The sequence below is a fragment of the Streptomyces sp. NPDC037054 genome (assembly GCF_055606745.1).
Genome location: NZ_JBVJSJ010000002.1, coordinates 69,251 through 87,260 on the forward strand (window position 1 = coordinate 69,251; position 18,010 = coordinate 87,260).

Consider the following 18,010-nt stretch of genomic DNA (forward strand, 5'->3'; position numbering starts at 1 on the left):
AGGACGCGCCGCCCTCGGCGAAGGGCGGCGCGCCCCGTGTCACACGACCGGCGCTCAGCCGAACGCGCGGACCGCCTGGTAGTACGTCCACGCCGTGCTGTTGCAGGAGGTCTTCGTGCCGCCCGAGTAGCGGTTGCAGACGCGCTTCAGGTCCTCGTAGAAGGCGCTGTCGATGCGCGACTTGTTGGCGGAGAAGGTGCCCATCTCCTTGTAGTTGCGGTAGCCGAAGTCGTGCCGCTGACAGGCCTTCGAGAAGGGGAAGCCGAAGGGGTTGTCGGGGGACGAGCTGCAGTAGTCCGTCGACCAGTTGAAGGCGTACGCCGACCAGGCGGAGCGGTTGGCCTCGGCCGACGCCCAGGCGTTGTAGCTCGTCGCGGTGGTCTGGGTCCAGCTGGCGAGCACCTGGGCCTTGTTGGCGGGGACGGCCGTGGCGGCCGAGGCGGTGGCGAGGATCGTCGCGGTGGTGATGCCGGCGGCGACCAGACCCTTGAGAGCGGTGCGGGGCATGGGACTCCTCAAGTAGGTGCACCGGGTCCCGGTGCACGGCCTGGGGAGCAACTGCCGTGTGGTGCGCGGAAGTTGGCTCCTGAGCGGGGGTGACGCTATGCGCGTAGCGTGGCGCTGGAGGGACTTTCTCTTGACATGAACCTGAAGGCAAGAGGGCGTGCAGTTCCATGCAGGCTCCGTTAGCCCCTGCGGCAACACGGGCCCCACCGGCCCCACCAGCGCGTTGTCCGGGCGTTCGCGCGTGCTCCGTGGGCGTCGCGGGATTCCGCTTCCAGCGGGACTCCAGTCGGAGCAGAGGGATGCCCGGGGGCGCACAGTCGATCCGGCGCCCGCCCCACAGCTTGCGCGCCCGCCCCACAGCTTCCGCGCCCGCGCACTCCGCTCCCGCGGCTCCCGCTCCCGCCCGCCCCGCCTAAAGTTCTCGGGGCAGCACGAACCCCACCCCGCGGGCCCCGCGGGGACGAGCGAGGAGCAGACCGACGTGAGCGACCCGGAGTCCACAGCCGTCCAGCAGCAGATCGCCCGGGACCTCCAGGTGGGCGAGTCCTTCGACGCCGCGCGGGAGATCGAGCGCCGCGTGGACTTCCTCGCCGGGCGGCTGACCGGCACGGGGCTGCGCTCGCTCGTGCTCGGCATCAGCGGCGGCGTCGACTCCTCGACCGCCGGGCGGCTGTGCCAGCTGGCCGTGGAGCGGGTGCGCGCCACGGGGCAGGACGCCACCTTCTACGCGATGCGGCTGCCGTACGGCGTCCAGGCCGACGAGCAGGACGCCCAGCGCGCGCTGGAGTTCATCCGGCCCGACCGCGTCCTGACCGTCGACGTGAAGCCCGCGAGCGACGCGGCGCTGGAGGCGGCGGTGGCCGGCGGCCTCGCGTTCCGCGACGCCCACCACCAGGACTTCGTGCACGGCAACATCAAGGCCCGGCAGCGCATGATCGCCCAGTACGCGGTGGCCGGCGCGCACGACGGCCTGGTCGTCGGCACCGACCACGCCGCCGAGGCGGTGTCCGGCTTCTTCACCAAGTTCGGCGACGGCGCGGCCGACGTCGTGCCGCTCACCGGCCTCACCAAGCGCCGCGTCCGCGCCCTCGCGCAGAAGTTGGGCGCCCCGGACTCCCTGGTGTGGAAGACCCCGACCGCGGACCTGGAGACCCTCGACCCGGGCAAGCCCGACGAGGACGCGCTCGGCGTCACGTACGACGACATCGACGACTTCCTGGAGGGCAAGCCGGTCGCCGAGCCCGCCTTCGAGGCCATCGTCCGGCGCTACCGGCTCACCGAGCACAAGCGGCAGCTCCCGATCGCTCCGTAGGACCGGCAGAACCGGCGTCGCCGCGATCGCTCCGTGAAACCGGCGGCCCTCCGTTCGCCCCGGTGTGGAAAACTGCCCGCGTCGCCCCGGCGAAGGGGACGGCGCGGGCGGCGTGAGGAGTGGGTGGCGGATGAGCGACAAGCGGCAGATACAGAAGATGCTGCGGCTGATGGCCAGTGGCGAGCCCGTCGAACTCACCAGCCCCATGGCCTCGGTGAAGAAGCTCGCCCGACTGGCCTTCCTGGCCCAGCAGTTCGGCTACGAGTACGCCGACGTGCGGCAGGGCGGCGGCAACAACAGCGCCCTCGTCATGCTGATCGTGCCGGACCCGAGTCCCACCGCCCGGGCGCGCGCCGCGCAGAACTGGGCGCAGTACCCGAACGCGGGCGACGGCGTCTCCGTCCCGCCGTTCGTGCCGGACGCGCTGGAGCTGCTGAAGGCGCGGATCAACTTCGACCTCACCGGCAAGAGCGCCGAGAAGCGGATGGCGTACGGCGCGCTCGGCGTCACCATCGGCAGCCTCATCACCGCCTTCCAGACCGGCTTCCCGGCGTGGAGCATCATCCTGTGGGTCGCGCTGATGGCCATCCTCGGCGTCGGCCTCGTCGTCACCCGGCGGCGCAACGCCAAGTTCGCCGCCCGGCTCCAGGCGGCCGGATTCGCACCGGTGACGGACGAGGCGGGTCGCACCCGCTACCTCCCTCCGGGCGCCCAACTCCCGGGCCACGGAAACCCGTTCGGCGGCCAGGGCAACCCCTTCCCCGGCCCCGGCGCCATGCCCGCGAACCCCGGCCCCTACGGCACCCCGGCACCGAGTGCCACCCCCGGCTACCCGGCCCAGCAGTCCGGCCCGGGCTACGCCGCCCAGCAGCCCGGCGGCTCCGGCTACGCCCAGCCCGGCGCCCCTGGCGTGCCGTACCCGCCCCAGCCCTCGGCCCCGGCCCCCGGCCAGTACCCCGCCCCGCCCGCCCCGGGCCCGTACGGCGCCGCCCCAGGCGGGCAGCAGTACCCCGCCGCACCCCAGATGCCCCAGCAGCCGCAGCAGCCCCAGTACCCCCAGCAGCAGCCTCACCCCCACCAGCAGAACCCCCACTGGCAGCCGCCCCAGCACTGACCGCCGAGGCACGGCACCCGGCCCCCTGTGAGGCACGGCACCCGGCCCCCTGTGAGGCACGGCACCCGGCCCCCTGTGAGGCACGCCACCGACCCCTGTGGGGCACGTCACCCCGCCCCACCGGACCTCTCACCCCCTCCGCCCCCGGGGTGAGAGCAACGTTCCCTTCCGGTCACCGGGTGCCACAGTGCGGAAACGCGCCCTCCCTACCTTCGGGACTCAGCCACTCGCAGTACGACCTGAGCCCGGAGCACCGTGGAGGCGTCATGACAGCCCCGAGTACAGCGCCCGCACCCCCGAGCAGGGGCCGCTGGATCCAGCACTGGGATCCCGAGGACGAGGCGTTCTGGAAGGAGACCGGGGAGAAGGTCGCCCGTCGTAACCTGTTCTTCTCCGTCCTCTCCGAGCACATCGGCTTCTCGATCTGGACCATGTGGTCCGTGCTGGTGCTGTTCATGGGACCCGAGTACGGGCTGACCCCGGCCGACAAGTTCCTGCTGACCTCGGTGGTCACGCTGGTCGGCGCGGTCGTCCGGGTGCCCTACACCTTCGCGATCGCCGTCTTCGGTGGCCGGAACTGGACGGTCGTGTCGGCGGCCCTGCTCCTCATCCCGTCCGTCGCCGCGTTCGTGGTCATGGAACCGGGCACGTCCTTCTCGACGTTCCTGCTCGTCGGCCTGCTGGCCGGCATCGGCGGCGGCAACTTCGCCTCGTCCATGACGAACATCAACGCCTTCTTCCCGCTGCGCAAGAAGGGCTGGGCCCTGGGCCTCAACGCGGGCGGCGGCAACATCGGCGTCCCCGTCATCCAGCTCGCCGCCCTGGCGATCATCGGCGCGAGCGGCGGGCCGCGCGTCCTGCTCGGGATCTACATCCCGCTCATCCTGCTCGCCGCCGTCCTGGCTTGGCTGTTCATGGACAACATCGCGTCCGTGAAGAACGACACGGGCGCCGCCAAGGACGCCGCGCGGGACCCGCACACCTGGATCATGTCCTTCATCTACATCGGCACATTCGGCTCCTTCATCGGCTACAGCTTCGCCTTCGGGCAGGTCCTGCAGAACCAGTTCGGCCGTACGCCGCTGGAGGCCGCGTACGTCACCTTCATCGGCCCGCTGCTGGGCTCGCTGATCCGGCCCCTGGGCGGCAGGCTCGCCGACAAGTACGGCGGCGGCAGGATCACCCTCTACACCTTCGTGGCCATGGGCGCCGCCACCGCCGTCCTCGTGTACGCCTCCATGGCGGAGTCGCTCGGCCTGTTCACCGCCGCCTTCGTGGTGCTGTTCGTGCTGACCGGCCTCGGCAACGGCTCGACGTTCAAGATGATCCCGGGCATCTTCCAGAACAAGGCCCTCGCCAAGGGCCTGACCGGCGAGGAGGCCGCCCGCTACGGACGCCGGCTGTCCGGGGCCTCCATGGGCCTGATCGGCGCGGTGGGCGCGCTCGGCGGCGTCGGCATCAACCTCGCCTTCCGCCAGTCCTTCCTCTCCTACGGCTCCGGCACCGGCGCGTTCCTCGCCTTCCTCGCCTTCTACGCGGCCTGCTTCGTGGTCACCTATGCCGTATACCTTCGTCGTCCGTCGGCCAAGGTGCGGGCCGACTCCGCCGCCGACGAGGAGAAGCCGCAGCTCAGCTACGCACAGGTGTGACGTAACACCGGCGACATACGTCCGAACCGAGCCTGTCACGAGCCGTTGACAGGCTCCTTCGGCACGTGGACGTGAACGCTTTCCGGCACGTGAGAGTGAATAATCAGAGCGGGACGAGAGCCATGGACGACCGACAGCAGCAGCCCGAGCACGGCCCCCTGGCCGGCTTCACCGTAGGGGTGACCGCCGCCCGCCGGGCCGACGAACTGGGGGCACTCCTCCAGCGGCGTGGTGCCGCCGTCCTGCATGCCCCCGCCCTGCGGATCGTGCAGCTCGCCGACGACAGCGAACTCCTCGCGGCGACCAAGGAGATCATCGACCAGGCGCCGGACATCGTGGTCGCGACGACCGCGATCGGCTTCCGCGGCTGGGTGGAGGCCGCCGACGGCTGGGGACTCGGCGACGCCCTGCTGGCCCGGCTGCGCGGGGTGCGCATCCTGGCCCGCGGGCCCAAGGTGAAGGGCGCGATCCGGGCCGCCGGACTCACGGAGGAGTGGTCGCCGTCGTCCGAGTCGATGGCGGAGGTGCTCGACCGGCTCCTGGAGGAGGGCGTCGAGGGCCGCCGGGTCGCCGTACAGCTGCACGGCGAGCCGCTGCCCGGGTTCGTCGAGGCGTTGCGGGCCGGCGGGGGAGAGGTCGTCGGGGTGCCGGTGTACCGGTGGATGCCGCCGGAGGACCTCGGACCGGTCGACCGGCTGCTGGACGCGGCCGTCTCCCGGGGCGTCGACGCGATCACCTTCACCAGCGCGCCCGCCGCGGTGTCGCTGCTGTCCCGCGCGGAGGAACGGGGCCTGCTGCCCGAACTGCTGGAGGCCCTCGGCCACGACGTGCTGCCGGCCTGCGTCGGCCCCGTGACGGCGGTGCCGCTACAGGCCCGGGGCATCGACACGGTGCAGCCGGAACGCTTCCGGCTCGGCCCGCTCGTCCAGCTGCTCTGCCAGGAACTGCCCGCCCGCGCACGGTCGTTGCCGGTCGCCGGCCACCGGGTGGAGATCCGCGGGCACGCCGTGCTGGTCGACGGGGACCTCAAGCCCGTGCCGCCCGCCGGGATGTCCCTGCTGCGCGCGCTCGCCCGCCGCCCCGGCTGGGTCGTGGCCCGCGCCGACCTGCTGCGCGCCCTGCCCGGCGCCGGACGCGACGAGCACGCGGTGGAAACCGCGATGGCCAGGCTCCGCACCGCCCTGGGCGCCCCCAAGCTGATCCAGACGGTCGTCAAACGCGGCTACCGCCTCGCCCTGGACCCGGCGGCGGACGCGAAGTACGCCGACGCGTGAGGCCCCGCGCCGGGAGAAGCGCCGTGGCCGACGTGAGGGGTTCACGGCGGTGGAGTGGGCAGGCACTGTAAGAGGGAGCGCTTTCGATGCCCCTCCGCAAGGCGGTGACAGGAGCATGGCAACGGGTACGGCCACGGCACCCCACGAGATGCGGTTCGACGCCGGGCGGATCTGCCTGGACCTCCTCGCCACCACCCACCCCGTCGAACGGCTCGACTCCGTGGAGGTGCTGCGCGCCTGGATCGTCGCCTCCGGCCTCGTCCCGCCCGGCACGCCGCTCGCGCACGCCGACCCGACCTGGCCGGTGGCCTTCCGCGAACTGCGCGGTCACATCGATCGGTTGGTGCGCGGCCGGCCGGCCCCGGGCGTGCGGACGTACGACCTCGCCCTCGCCCGCCTCAACGACCTCGCCCGTGCCGCGCCCCCGGCCCCGCGCGCCGTGGCCGACGAAGAGGGCGCGCTGACGCGGCGGCTGGACGGCCCTCCCACGTGCGCCGCCCTGATCGGCGCCGTCGCCCGGGACGCCGTGGAACTGCTCACCGACCCCGTCGCCCGGGCCGGCCTGCGCGAGTGCGCGGGCGACGACTGCCCGATCGTCTACCTGGACACCTCCCGGGGCCGCCGGCGCCGCTGGTGCTCCAGCGAGACCTGCGGCAACCGGGAACGCGTGGCCCGCCACCGCCGCCGCGCCGCCCTCGCCCGCGCGTGAGACCTCCGGGCGCCCGCGCCGGAAAACCCGGGCGCGAAAACTTTCGCCCGCCGTTGAACACTCCACGCCCCCGCTGCGTACCCGACGTTGAGCGACCGGCTGGGGGGTCCCCCCCGGACATCGGAGGTGGGCGTGCGCAAGGATTCCGTCGTGGCCAGGGAACGCGGAGCGAGGGCCCGACATCGCATGTCCCAGTCCTCGTCGGAACCCGACGAGGAGCTGATGCGCGCCCTCTACCGCGAGCACGCCGGACCCTTGCTCGCCTACGTGCTGCGCCTCGTCGCCGGTGACCGCCAGCGGGCCGAGGACGTCGTGCAGGAGACGCTCATCCGTGCCTGGAAGAACGCCGGTCAGCTCAATCGGGCGACCGGATCGGTACGCCCCTGGCTGGTGACGGTCGCCCGGCGCATCGTCATCGACGGCCACCGCAGCCGGCAGGCCCGGCCTCAGGAGGTCGATCCGTCGCCGCTGGAGGTCATCCCCGCGGAGGACGAGATCGACAAGGCGCTGTGGCTGATGACCCTCTCGGACGCCCTCGACGACCTGACCCCGGCCCACCGGGAGGTGTTGGTCGAGACCTATTTCAAGGGGCGTACCGTCAATGAGGCGGCTGAGACGCTGGGCATACCCAGCGGCACCGTCCGCTCGCGGGTGTTCTACGCCCTGCGTTCGATGAAGCTGGCACTGGAGGAGCGGGGGGTGACGGCGTGATGAGTGGTTACGGGGGATACGAAGCGGGTGGTGCGGGTATGTCTGGCCCCATGCAGGGATCTCCGGTGCCGAACGAACACGAGACGGTCGGTGCCTACGCCCTCGGCATTCTCGACGACGCCGAAGCAACCGCTTTCGAGGCGCACCTCGCGACCTGCGAGTGGTGCGCCCAGCAGCTCGACGAACTCGCCGGGATGGAGCCCGTGCTGGCCGCGCTCGCGGACCTGCCGGGCGCCGGCACGCCCGCGATCGGCGAGTCGCTGTCCGCGAAGCCGAGCCCCAGGCTGGCCGAGGCGCTCGTGGACGAGGTCGCCGAGCGCCGTGCCGCCAAGCGGCGCCGCAACTTCTATCTGGTGGGCGCGGCGGCCGCGTTGATCGTCGGCGGCCCGTTCGCGGCCGTGGCGACGACGGGCGGCGACAACGGCGGCGGAAAGAGCACGACGCAGGCGGAGGCGAGCCCCGCGAAGGCGGCGTTCGACGGCATGGGCGAGAAGATCACGGCGACCGACCCGGCCACCAAGGTCACCGCGACGGTGGCCATGGAGGAGAAGGCCTGGGGCACGCACGCGGTCCTCCGGCTGAACAACGTGACGGGCCCGCAGAAGTGCTCGCTGATCGCCGTCGGCAAGAACGGCGAGCGCGAGACCGTCACGTCCTGGTCCGTCCCCACCTGGGGCTACGGCGTCCCGAACGCCAAGACCGAGCAGGCCAAGGAGCCGCTGTACGTGCACGGCGGCGCCGCGTTCGAACCCAACCAGATCGACCACTTCGAGGTCATGACCTTCGACGGCAAGCGCCTCGTCGAGGTGGACGCCTGACAGTCCCGTCGCTTCCCGGCAGGGCCCCCCTTCGCGTACGGTTGACGGCTGCCCAGCACGTCAGAAGGGGGCCCGGTGGCCGCTCAGGCTCAACAGGAAACCGCGGTTCAGGCTCAGCCGGAATCCGCGGTCGACTCGGTCCGCGACCGCGAGATCGGCGTCGAACAGGAACACCTGGACCGGGTGTACCGCCGCCTGGAGGAGAAGATCCACGAGGCGGAGTTCCTCATGAACGACGCGGCCAAGCGCGGCCAGGTCGGCACGCCCGGCGCGCTCGCCGAGCGGGACGCCCAGGTCTTCCGCGCCGGCGTGCACCTGAACCGCCTCAACAACGAGTTCGAGGACTTCCTCTTCGGCCGGATCGACCTGCTCCTCGGCAAGGACGGCAAGAAGGGACCCGACGGCGCGTACACCGCCGTCGAACCGGCCGACGGCGCCGTCCGCGACGACAACACCGCCGACATCGCCGAGACCCTGCACATCGGCCGCATCGGCGTCCTCGACCAGGACTACGCCCCGCTGGTCATCGACTGGCGGGCGCCCGCCGCCGCGCCCTTCTACCGCTCCACGCCGGTCGACCCCGGCCGCGTCGTCCGGCGCCGCGTGATCCGCTCCAAGGGGCGGCGCGTGCTCGGCGTCGAGGACGACCTGATGCGCCCCGAGCTGAAGGCGTTCCTCGACGGCCGTGAACTGCCCGTCATCGGCGACGGCGCCCTGATGGCCGCGCTCGGCCAGGCCCGCAGCCACACCATGCGGGACATCGTCGCCTCCATCCAGGCCGAGCAGGACCTCGTGATCCGCGCCCCCGCCGCCTCCGTGACGTACGTCGAGGGCGGCCCCGGCACGGGCAAGACGGCCGTCGCGCTGCACCGCGCCGCCTACCTCCTCTACCAGGACCGGCGCCGGTACGCGGGCGGCATCCTGATCGTCTCGCCGACGCCGCTGCTGGTGGCGTACACCGAGGGCGTGCTGCCCTCCCTCGGCGAGGAGGGCCAGGTCGCCATCCGCGCGATCGGCTCGCTGGTCGACGGCGCCGAGGCCACGGTGTACGACTCCCCGGCGGTGGCCCGCGCCAAGGGCTCGTACCGCATGCTCAAGGTGCTGCGGAAGGCCGCGCGCGGCGCCCTGGAGTCGCGGGACGCGCCGGACCGGCTGCGGGTGGTCGCCTTCGGCCGCCGCCTGGAGCTGCAGGCCGAGGAGCTGGACCGCGTCCGGCGCACCGCCCTCGGCGGCACCGCGCCGGTCAACCTGCTGCGCCCGCGCGCCCGCAAGCTGCTGCTGGACGCCCTGTGGGAGAAGTCCGGCGCCGGGTCCCGGCACACCGACCCGGAGCTGGCCGCCGAGCTGCGCTCCTCCTTCGACGAGGACGCCGGCACCGAGGACGACTTCATCGCGTTCCTCGACGCCTGGTGGCCGGAGCTGACCCCGCGGGCGGTGCTCACGGCGATGTCGGACGAGCGGCGCCTCGGCCGCTGGTCCCGGCGCGTCCTCAACCCGGGCGAGGTCCGCAAGGTCGCCCGCTCGCTGAAGCGGGACGGCCTGTCGGTGCACGACGTCGCCCTGCTGGACGAGCTCCAGGCGATCCTCGGCGCCCCCGCCCGCCCCCGCCGCAGGCGCGAACTGGACCCGCTCGACCAGCTCACCGGCCTGGAGGAGCTGATGCCGGTGCGCGAGGAGTCGCAGCGCGAGCGCGCCGAGCGGCTGGCCCAGGAGCGCACCGAGTACGCGCACGTCATCGTGGACGAGGCCCAGGACCTGACGCCGATGCAGTGGCGGATGGTGGGCCGACGCGGCCGGCACGCCACGTGGACGGTGGTCGGCGACCCGGCCCAGTCGTCCTGGTCGGACCCGGAGGAGGCGGCCCAGGCCCGCGACGAGGCCCTCGGCAGCCGCCCGCGCCGCCGTTTCACCCTCACCGTGAACTACCGCAACCCGGCGGAGATCGCCGAGCTGGCCGCCCGGGTACTGGCCCTGGCCATGCCGGGCGCCGAGGCCCCGGCGGCGGTGCGCTCCACGGGCGTCGAGCCGCGCTTCGCGGTCGTCCGGGACACGCTCGCGGACACCGTGCGGCAGGAGGCGGCGCGGCTGCTGGACCGGGTCGACGGCACGGTCGGCGTGGTCGTCGCCATGAACCGCCGCGAGGAGGCCCGGCGCTGGCTGGCCGGGCTCGGCGACCGCGTGGTGGCGCTGGGCAGCCTGGAGGCGAAGGGCCTGGAGTACGACGCGACGGTCGTCGTCTCCCCGGCCGAGATCGCCGACGAGTCACCGGCCGGGCTGCGGGTGCTGTACGTGGCGCTGACCCGCGCGACCCAGCAGCTCACGGTGGTGTCGGCGGAGCGGGACGAGCCCGACGCGGACGGCGTGCCGGACCTGATGAGGGACTGACGGGGGAGCGCCGGGGCCCGTCCGGGTGGCCGGGACATGAACTCGTGCCACGGGGAATGGCCTTACGGGATTGGTTTGTTAGCCTGGGTGTGGCACCGGCCCGATCCAAGCCCCCGGGCCCAACCTTCGTCGCTTCGAGCGACCACTTGCCGCGAGGCGAGCATGGCGGGTCGGTGTCATGAACGTGCGAGAGGCCCACGTCACTGTGACGTGGGCCTCTTTCCTTTGCCCGGTCCCGGCGACCGGTTTCACCATTCTGTTGGATCTCGTATGGTGGAAGAAGTTTTCCGAAAAGCTCGGTCGATGCGACCCGCCCCTGGAATCGCCGTGAACAAAACAACCGCAATCCGGGGCGGCTACCACGTACTCGGTGGTAGGTGCGACGATCGGACGGCACAACTCTTGACACGGTGAAAGCAGAGGAAGTCGGCCATGGCAACGGCGCCCAGCGTCTCCTACTCGATGACGATCCGGCTGGAGGTGCCCGCGAGCGGAACGGCCGTCTCGCAGCTCACCACCGCCGTGGAGTCCTCCGGAGGCTCCGTGACCGGCCTCGACGTCACCGCGTCCGGCCACGAGAAGCTCCGCATCGACGTCACGATCGCGGCCAGCTCGACCGCGCACGCCGACGAGATCGTCGAGGAACTGCGCGGCATCGAGGGCGTCACCCTCGGCAAGGTCTCGGACCGTACGTTCCTCATGCACCTCGGCGGCAAGATCGAGATGCAGTCGAAGCACCCCATCCGCAACCGTGACGACCTGTCCATGGTCTACACGCCCGGCGTGGCCCGCGTCTGCATGGCCATCGCCGAGAACCCCGAGGACGCCCGCCGCCTCACCATCAAGCGCAACTCCGTCGCGGTCGTCACCGACGGCTCCGCCGTGCTGGGCCTCGGCAACATCGGCCCGAAGGCCGCGCTGCCGGTCATGGAGGGCAAGGCCGCCCTGTTCAAGCGGTTCGCCGGCATCGACGCCTGGCCGATCTGCCTCGACACGCAGGACACCGACGCGATCGTCGAGATCGTCAAGGCCATCGCCCCGGGCTTCGCCGGCATCAACCTGGAGGACATCTCCGCGCCGCGCTGCTTCGAGATCGAGGCCCGGCTGCGCGAGGCCCTCGACATCCCCGTCTTCCACGACGACCAGCACGGCACCGCGATCGTCGTCCTCGCCGCCCTCACCAACGCGCTGCGCGTCGTGGGCAAGGGCATCGAGAACGTCCGCGTCGTGATGTCCGGCGCCGGCGCGGCCGGCACGGCCATCCTCAAGCTGCTGCTCGCCGCGGGCGTGAAGAACGCCGTCGTGGCCGACATCCACGGCGTCGTGCACTCCGGCCGCGAGGACCTGGTCGCCGCCGCCGCGGACTCGCCGCTGCGCTGGATCGCCGACAACACCAACCCCGAGGGCCTCACCGGCACCCTCAAGGAGGCCGTGCGCGGCGCCGACGTCTTCATCGGCGTCTCCGCCCCCAACGTCCTCGACGGCGACGACGTCGCCGCGATGGCCGACGACGCGATCGTGTTCGCGCTCGCGAACCCCGACCCCGAGGTCGACCCGGCGATCGCCCGGCAGACCGCGGCCGTCGTGGCCACCGGCCGCTCGGACTTCCCGAACCAGATCAACAACGTCCTGGTCTTCCCGGGTGTGTTCCGCGGTTTGCTCGACGCGCAGTCGCGTACGGTCAACACGGAAATGATGCTGGCCGCCGCCAAGGCCCTCGCCGACGTGGTGACCGAGGACGAGCTGAACCCGAACTACATCGTGCCCAGCGTCTTCAACGACAAGGTCGCGGGCGCGGTCGCCGGAGCGGTGCGCGACGCCGCGAAGGCGGTCGGGGCGGCGGCGTCGGCGCAGTAGAGAGGCGCCGGCACCGCTGTGAGGATCACCACGGCTGTGTTTCGTACCGGCGCGTCGTGGAACCCGGAGCGACCGGCCGCCCTCTAGGGTGGCGGCCATGCTCGGGGCCTCCACCCCGTTTCGTGACTCCCAAGGGTGTTCTCACGACTCCTACGGGTGCCGGATTGGCTTTCCCCCTGTTGGTGGAGGCAGGATGCGTCCCTGGGCGCGAGGGTCCGAGACGGACCCGGGTCCGGGGACTCACCGAGGACCCTGGCAGCATCGGCTTCGCTGGCCCAACATGCGGCCGAGCCGCGTGGCACGCCGCAACGGCAAGAAGAACACGGGAGTAACAACATGAACCGCAGTGAGCTGGTGGCCGCGCTGGCCGACCGCGCCGAGGTGACCCGCAAGGACGCCGACGCCGTGCTGGCCGCGTTCGCCGACGTCGTCGGCGACATCGTCTCCAAGGGCGACGAGAAGGTCACCATCCCCGGCTTCCTGACCTTCGAGCGCACCCACCGTGCCGCTCGGACCGCGCGCAACCCGCAGACCGGTGAGCCGATCCAGATCCCGGCCGGCTACAGCGTGAAGGTCTCCGCGGGCTCCAAGCTCAAGGAAGCGGCCAAGGGCAAGTAAGCGTTCCGCTTCGAGCGCCTCAACGCCGATGGGGCGGTCACCCGAGTCCGGGTGGCCGCCCCATCGGCGTACCGCTGAGCCGTCGGCTAGCCGAGCGCCTTGCCCGGCAGCTCGACCTTCGCGCCGAGCTGGACGAGCTTCTCCATGAAGTTCTCGTAGCCGCGGTTGATCAGGTCGATGCCGTGGACGCGGGACGTGCCCTGGGCCGCCAGGGCGGCGATCAGGTACGAGAAGCCGCCGCGCAGGTCGGGGATGACCAGGTCGGAGCCCTGGAGGCGGGTCGGGCCCGACACCACGGCCGAGTGCAGGAAGTTCCGCTGGCCGAAGCGGCAGTGCGAGCCGCCGAGGCACTCGCGGTAGAGCTGGATGTGGGCGCCCATCTGGTTCAGCGCCGACGTGAAGCCCAGCCGGGACTCGTACACCGTCTCGTGGATGATCGACAGGCCCGTGGCCTGCGTGAGCGCCACGACCAGCGGCTGCTGCCAGTCGGTCTGGAAGCCCGGGTGGACGTCCGTCTCCAGCGCGATCGACTTCAGCTGGCCGCCGGGGTGCCAGAAGCGGATGCCCTCGTCGTCGATCTCGAAGGCGCCGCCCACCTTCCGGTAGGTGTTCAGGAACGTCATCATCGAGCGCTGCTGCGCGCCGTGGACGTAGATGTTGCCCTCGGTGGCGAGCGCCGCGGACGCCCAGGAGGCGGCCTCCAGGCGGTCCGGCAGGGCGCGGTGGGCGTAGCCGCCGAGCTTGTCCACACCGGTGATGCGGATGGTGCGGTCGGTGTCCATCGCGATGATGGCGCCCATTTTCTGCAGGACGCAGATGAGGTCCTCGATCTCCGGCTCGACGGCCGCGTTCGAGAGCTCGGTGACGCCCTCGGCGAGGACGGCCGTCAGCAGGACCTGCTCGGTCGCGCCGACGGACGGGTAGGGCAGCCGGATCTTCGTGCCGCGCAGCCGCTGCGGGGCCTCCAGGTACTGGCCGTCGGCGCGCTTCTCGATGGTCGCGCCGAACTGCCGCAGCACGTCGAAGTGGAAGTCGATGGGCCGGCCGCCGATGTCGCAGCCGCCGAGGCCCGGGATGAAGGCGTGGCCGAGGCGATGCAGCAGCGGGCCGCAGAAGAGGATCGGGATGCGGCTCGAACCGGCGTGGGCATCGATGTCAGCGACGTTCGCGCTCTCGACGTGCGTCGGGTCGAGCACCAGCTCGCCGGGCTCCTCACCCGGACGGACGGACACCCCGTGCAACTGCAGCAGACCGCGTACGACCCGCACGTCGCGGATGTCCGGAACATTGCGCAGCCGGCTCGGCGCACTGCCGAGCAGGGCGGCGACCATGGCCTTCGGCACGAGGTTCTTCGCACCGCGGACCCGGATCTCGCCCTCCAGCGGGGTTCCGCCGTGGACAAGCAGGACATCGTCGTTGACGGTCATGAATCTCGCGTTCCGTGGAGTCGGGCAGGGGCCGGACAGACAGACTAATGGCCGCGCACCCCCCTGCCGTAAGCCCGCGGCCGGCCCCGGCTTCGCGGGAGCCGCACGGCGACACGAACCGTTCCCCGCCGGACACGGGCAGTCACCGGAGCGTACGCGCGCGTGGGATGCTTCCGTGCGCCCTGAGCTGCGTTCCCTCCGGTACTCCCCATTGCCTCCCCACGGGGCGGCAAGATGCGGGATCATGTCTGGCATGACCGAGGTGTCCTCGCTCACAGGGCGGTTGCTCGTGGCAACGCCCGCCCTGGCGGACCCGAACTTCGACCGCGCGGTGGTGCTCCTCCTCGACCACGACGAGGAGGGCTCGCTCGGTGTGGTCCTCAACCGCCCGACCCCGGTCGACGTGGGCGACATCCTGGAGGGCTGGGCCGACCTGGCCGGTGAGCCCGGTGTCGTCTTCCAGGGCGGCCCCGTCTCCCTGGACTCGGCCCTCGGGGTCGCCGTCGTGCCCGGCGGGACGACCGGCGAGGCGGCCCCGCTGGGCTGGCGCCGGGTGCACGGCGCGATCGGCCTGGTCGACCTGGAGGCGCCGCCGGAACTGCTCGCCTCCGCCCTCGGCTCGCTGCGGATCTTCGCCGGGTACGCCGGCTGGGGACCGGGCCAGCTGGAGGACGAGCTGGTGGACGGCGCCTGGTACGTCGTGGAGTCCGAGCCCGGCGACGTGTCCTCGCCGGCCCCGGAGAGACTCTGGCGCGAGGTGCTGCGCCGCCAGCGCAACGAGCTCGCGATGGTGGCGACGTATCCGGACGACCCTTCGCTCAACTGATGGGTGTGACCTTCAGTACCCTTGCTTGCATGAGCACTCTTGAGCCCGAGCGCGGGACTGGTACGGGGACCCTCGTCGAGCCGACGCCGCAGACCTCGCACGGTGACGGTGACCACGAGCGCTTCGCCCATTACGTCCAGAAGGACAAGATCATGGCGAGCGCCCTCGACGGCACCCCCGTCGTGGCGCTGTGCGGCAAGGTCTGGGTGCCGGGCCGCGACCCGAAGAAGTACCCCGTGTGTCCCATGTGCAAGGAGATCTACGAGTCCATGGGCGCCGGCGGCGACGACAAGGGCAAGGGCGGCGGCGACAAGTAGCGGCAGCCCCGTCTGCGGGCCCCCGGGTGCGTTTTGCGCGCCCTGGGGGCCTTTGTGCTGTCCGGGCGTTGCACGGGGTGCGTCTGCCGGTCACAGAGTGGTTGAGACCTCTTGTGGGCTTGTTCACGCGTACCTAGCCTCCGGGGTGTTGTGCACAGCGAAACCATCATTGCGCATGTTGCAACGCCGTATCGGAGGAACACCGCATGAAGCTGTCCGTCCGTTTCGCCGGGGCCGCCGCCGTCGCGGCCCTCCTGGCCACCGCCTGCGCCCCCGGGACCTCCGGCACCTCCTCCTCCGGCAAGGACGAGAAGACCGGCACGCTGCGCGTCTGGCTCTTCCAGGAGGTCAACAACAAGCCGAAGGAAGAGGTCGTCGACCGGGTCGTCGCCGACTTCGAGAAGGCCCACGAGGGCGCCGACGTCAGCGTCGAGTACATCCCCGTCGAGACCCGCGCCCAGCGCATCAAGGCCGCCTTCAACGACCCGAAGAGCGCCCCCGACGTCGTCGAGTACGGCAACACCGACACCGCCGGCTACGTGAAGGACGGCGGACTCGCCGACATCACCGCCGACTTCACGGACTGGGCCGAGGCCAAGGACACCGACCCCACCGCCCGCCAGTCGGTCACCGTCGACGGCAAGGTCTACGGCGTCCCGTACTTCGTCGGCGTGCGCGCCCTCTACTACCGCACCGACCTCTTCGCCGAACACGGCCTCGACGTCCCGAGGACGCAGGACGAACTGATCGCCACCGCCAAGAGGATCCGGGCGGCCGAGCCGGGGATGTACGGGCTCGCGGTCGGCGGCGCCTACACCTACGGCGCGCTGCCCTTCGTGTGGGCGCACGGCGGTGAACTCGCCACCGGCAAGGGCGGTTCGTACGCCGCCGCCATCGACGGCGCCGCCGCCCGCGAGGGCATCGCGGCGTACACCTCCCTGTTCGGCGACGACAACTGCCCCGCCGCCAAGTGCGCGGGCATGGGCGGCAACGACACCGTCACCGCGTTCGCCTCCGGCAAGGCGGGCATGGCGATCGGCGGCGACTTCAGCCACCGGGCCGTGGAGGCGGGCGAGGTGAAGGGCAAGTACGCGGTCGTGCCGCTGCCCGGCGTGCGGGAGGGCGAGATCGCCCCGGCGTTCGCGGGCGGCAACAACATCGGCGTCCTCAAGAGCACCTCGCACCGCACCCTCGCCGTCGACCTGATGAAGCGGCTCGCCGCGAAGAAGACGCAGGGCGAACTCTTCGACGCCATGGGCTTCCTGCCGACCTTCACGGACGTGCGGCAGGACGTGGCGAAGAAGGAGCCCTTCGTGAAGCCGTTCGTCGAGACGCTCGCCGCCGGCACGAAGTTCGTGCCCGCGTCGGCCGCGTGGGCGCAGATCGACTCCTCGCTGGTGCTGCCGACCATGTTCCAGGAGATCGTGAGCGGCAAGAAGGACGTGGCGGCGGCGTCGAAGGACGCGGCGCGCAAGATGAACGAGGCGTTTGGCTCCGCCGGATGAGCGGGGCGACCGGAGTGGCTGGTTCGGAGCGTGTCCGGGTGCGGGTGCGCCGTGGCGCGTCGCGCGGTTCCCCGCGCCCCTTCGGGCGCTCGGCCACCCCCTGGCTGTACCTCGCGCCCGCTCTCGTCGTCCTCGCCGGGCTGCTCGTCTACCCCGTCTGGCAACTCGGCCTGATCTCGTTCCTGGAGTACACCCAGGCACAGGTCAGCGGTGGTGAGCCGACCTCCTTCAAGGGCTTCGGGAACTACGCCGTGCTGCTGCGGGACGGGCAGTTCTGGCAGGTGCTGCTCGCGACCGTGCTGTTCGCCGCCGCGTGCGTCGTCGCCACGCTCGCCGTGGGCTGCGCCCTCGCCGTGCTCCTCACGCGCGTGCGTGCCCTGCCGCGGCTCGTGCTGATGACGGCGGCGCTGGGCGCCTGGGCCACCCCGGCGGTCACGGGGTCCACGGTCTGGCTGTTCCTCTTCGACCCGGACTTCGGCCCCGTCAACCGGGTCCTCGGCCTCGGCGACCACTCGTGGACGTACGGCCGGATCAGCGCCTTCGCGCTCGTCCTGCTCGAAGTGGTCTGGTGCTCCTTCCCGTTCGTCATGGTCACCGTCTACGCCGGCATCCGCGCCGTACCGGCCGAGGTGCTGGAGGCCGCCGCGCTGGACGGCGCCTCGCAGTGGCGCATCTGGCGGTCGGTGCTCGCGCCGATGCTCCGGCCCATCCTGACGATCGTCACGATCCAGTCGGTCATCTGGGACTTCAAGGTCTTCACACAGATCTATGTCATGACGGGAGGCGGCGGCATCGCCGGCCAGAACCTGGTGCTGAACGTGTACGCCTACCAGAAGGCGTTCGCGTCCTCGCAGTACAGCCTCGGCGCCGCGATCGGCGTCGTGATGCTGCTGATCCTGCTCGTCGTGACGCTCGTGTACCTGCGGCTGCTGCGCCGTCAGGGGGAGGAGCTGTGAGCCTCGTGAAACACACTGCCGCGAG

The 18,010-nt window shown here is 71.7% G+C and carries 16 protein-coding genes; 14 read left to right on the plus strand and 2 right to left on the minus strand.

Features of this window, described 5'->3' with window-relative positions; genetic code table 11:
• Positions 1-54: 54 nt before the first annotated feature.
• The gene (locus ACZ7D7_RS05260; RefSeq protein WP_470822556.1) at positions 55-507 is read right to left on the minus strand and encodes a phospholipase; all 453 of its coding nucleotides are present in this window, start codon (positions 505-507) and stop codon (positions 55-57) included.
• 481 nt (positions 508-988) lie between these two features.
• Between ACZ7D7_RS05260 and nadE the strand changes: the two genes are divergently transcribed.
• From nadE to ACZ7D7_RS05310, 10 genes are all read left to right on the plus strand, one after another.
• A complete protein-coding gene (nadE, locus tag ACZ7D7_RS05265; protein ID WP_470822558.1) occupies positions 989-1,819 on the plus strand; it encodes an ammonia-dependent NAD(+) synthetase in 831 nt (276 codons plus the stop codon).
• A gap of 130 nt (positions 1,820-1,949) precedes the next feature.
• Entirely contained in the window at positions 1,950-2,933 is a 984-nt protein-coding gene (locus tag ACZ7D7_RS05270) for a hypothetical protein (RefSeq protein WP_470822560.1), read from the plus strand.
• Between the two features lie 266 nt (positions 2,934-3,199).
• Positions 3,200-4,582 (plus strand): nitrate/nitrite transporter, encoded by a 1,383-nt coding sequence (locus tag ACZ7D7_RS05275; protein WP_470822562.1) that lies wholly within the window; start codon positions 3,200-3,202, stop codon positions 4,580-4,582.
• 122 nt (positions 4,583-4,704) lie between these two features.
• Positions 4,705-5,856: a uroporphyrinogen-III synthase gene (locus ACZ7D7_RS05280; protein ID WP_470822563.1), complete on the plus strand. Its 1,152-nt coding sequence runs from the start codon at positions 4,705-4,707 to the stop codon at positions 5,854-5,856.
• A 115-nt stretch (positions 5,857-5,971) separates the two neighbouring features.
• On the plus strand, positions 5,972-6,565 hold the full coding sequence (locus tag ACZ7D7_RS05285; RefSeq protein WP_470822565.1) for a CGNR zinc finger domain-containing protein: 594 nt from the start codon (positions 5,972-5,974) through the stop codon (positions 6,563-6,565).
• Between the two features lie 186 nt (positions 6,566-6,751).
• The gene (locus tag ACZ7D7_RS05290) at positions 6,752-7,276 is read left to right on the plus strand and encodes a sigma-70 family RNA polymerase sigma factor (protein ID WP_470822567.1); all 525 of its coding nucleotides are present in this window, start codon (positions 6,752-6,754) and stop codon (positions 7,274-7,276) included.
• Positions 7,276-8,094, plus strand: a complete 819-nt coding sequence (locus ACZ7D7_RS05295) for a zf-HC2 domain-containing protein (RefSeq protein WP_470822569.1) — start codon at positions 7,276-7,278, stop codon at positions 8,092-8,094. Before ACZ7D7_RS05290 ends, ACZ7D7_RS05295 begins: the two co-directional genes overlap by 1 nt.
• Positions 8,095-8,169: 75 nt before the next feature.
• The gene (locus ACZ7D7_RS05300; RefSeq protein ID WP_470822571.1) at positions 8,170-10,479 is read left to right on the plus strand and encodes a HelD family protein; all 2,310 of its coding nucleotides are present in this window, start codon (positions 8,170-8,172) and stop codon (positions 10,477-10,479) included.
• Positions 10,480-10,911: 432 nt separating this feature from the next.
• A complete protein-coding gene (locus ACZ7D7_RS05305) occupies positions 10,912-12,336 on the plus strand; it encodes an NAD-dependent malic enzyme (protein ID WP_470822573.1) in 1,425 nt (474 codons plus the stop codon).
• Between the two features lie 336 nt (positions 12,337-12,672).
• Positions 12,673-12,954 carry an HU family DNA-binding protein gene (locus tag ACZ7D7_RS05310; RefSeq protein ID WP_003990598.1) on the plus strand — a complete coding sequence of 94 codons (282 nt, stop codon included), beginning with the start codon at positions 12,673-12,675 and terminating at the stop codon, positions 12,952-12,954.
• Between the two features lie 86 nt (positions 12,955-13,040).
• Here ACZ7D7_RS05310 and murA read toward each other — a convergent pair whose 3' ends face one another.
• The gene (murA, locus tag ACZ7D7_RS05315) at positions 13,041-14,381 is read right to left on the minus strand and encodes a UDP-N-acetylglucosamine 1-carboxyvinyltransferase (protein WP_470822575.1); all 1,341 of its coding nucleotides are present in this window, start codon (positions 14,379-14,381) and stop codon (positions 13,041-13,043) included.
• A 253-nt stretch (positions 14,382-14,634) separates the two neighbouring features.
• Here murA and ACZ7D7_RS05320 point away from each other — a divergent pair, with 253 nt between their 5' ends.
• From ACZ7D7_RS05320 to ACZ7D7_RS05335, 4 genes are all read left to right on the plus strand, one after another.
• Positions 14,635-15,207 (plus strand): YqgE/AlgH family protein, encoded by a 573-nt coding sequence (locus tag ACZ7D7_RS05320; protein WP_470822577.1) that lies wholly within the window; start codon positions 14,635-14,637, stop codon positions 15,205-15,207.
• A gap of 29 nt (positions 15,208-15,236) precedes the next feature.
• Positions 15,237-15,524, plus strand: a complete 288-nt coding sequence (locus ACZ7D7_RS05325) for a DUF3039 domain-containing protein (protein WP_358653618.1) — start codon at positions 15,237-15,239, stop codon at positions 15,522-15,524.
• A 206-nt stretch (positions 15,525-15,730) separates the two neighbouring features.
• Positions 15,731-17,029 (plus strand): extracellular solute-binding protein, encoded by a 1,299-nt coding sequence (locus tag ACZ7D7_RS05330; RefSeq protein ID WP_470822579.1) that lies wholly within the window; start codon positions 15,731-15,733, stop codon positions 17,027-17,029.
• Positions 17,026-17,985 (plus strand): carbohydrate ABC transporter permease, encoded by a 960-nt coding sequence (locus ACZ7D7_RS05335; protein WP_470822581.1) that lies wholly within the window; start codon positions 17,026-17,028, stop codon positions 17,983-17,985. The genes ACZ7D7_RS05330 and ACZ7D7_RS05335 overlap by 4 nt, the downstream gene beginning before the upstream one ends.
• The last annotated feature ends 25 nt before the right edge of the window (positions 17,986-18,010 follow it).

Bases quoted from the DNA above. Each gene is read 5' to 3' on its own strand.
- ACZ7D7_RS05260 (WP_470822556.1), bottom strand. From the start codon at position 507: ATGCCCCGCACCGCTCTCAAGGGTCTGGTCGCCGCCGGCATCACCACC.
- ACZ7D7_RS05270 (WP_470822560.1), top strand. From the start codon at position 1,950: ATGAGCGACAAGCGGCAGATACAGAAGATGCTGCGGCTGATGGCCAGT.
- ACZ7D7_RS05275 (WP_470822562.1), top strand. From the start codon at position 3,200: ATGACAGCCCCGAGTACAGCGCCCGCACCCCCGAGCAGGGGCCGCTGG.
- ACZ7D7_RS05280 (WP_470822563.1), top strand. From the start codon at position 4,705: ATGGACGACCGACAGCAGCAGCCCGAGCACGGCCCCCTGGCCGGCTTC.
- ACZ7D7_RS05285 (WP_470822565.1), top strand. From the start codon at position 5,972: ATGGCAACGGGTACGGCCACGGCACCCCACGAGATGCGGTTCGACGCC.
- ACZ7D7_RS05290 (WP_470822567.1), top strand. From the start codon at position 6,752: ATGTCCCAGTCCTCGTCGGAACCCGACGAGGAGCTGATGCGCGCCCTC.
- ACZ7D7_RS05295 (WP_470822569.1), top strand. From the start codon at position 7,276: ATGAGTGGTTACGGGGGATACGAAGCGGGTGGTGCGGGTATGTCTGGC.
- ACZ7D7_RS05305 (WP_470822573.1), top strand. From the start codon at position 10,912: ATGGCAACGGCGCCCAGCGTCTCCTACTCGATGACGATCCGGCTGGAG.
- ACZ7D7_RS05310 (WP_003990598.1), top strand. From the start codon at position 12,673: ATGAACCGCAGTGAGCTGGTGGCCGCGCTGGCCGACCGCGCCGAGGTG.
- murA (WP_470822575.1), bottom strand. From the start codon at position 14,381: ATGACCGTCAACGACGATGTCCTGCTTGTCCACGGCGGAACCCCGCTG.
- ACZ7D7_RS05320 (WP_470822577.1), top strand. From the start codon at position 14,635: ATGACCGAGGTGTCCTCGCTCACAGGGCGGTTGCTCGTGGCAACGCCC.
- ACZ7D7_RS05325 (WP_358653618.1), top strand. From the start codon at position 15,237: ATGAGCACTCTTGAGCCCGAGCGCGGGACTGGTACGGGGACCCTCGTC.
- ACZ7D7_RS05330 (WP_470822579.1), top strand. From the start codon at position 15,731: ATGAAGCTGTCCGTCCGTTTCGCCGGGGCCGCCGCCGTCGCGGCCCTC.
- ACZ7D7_RS05335 (WP_470822581.1), top strand. From the start codon at position 17,026: ATGAGCGGGGCGACCGGAGTGGCTGGTTCGGAGCGTGTCCGGGTGCGG.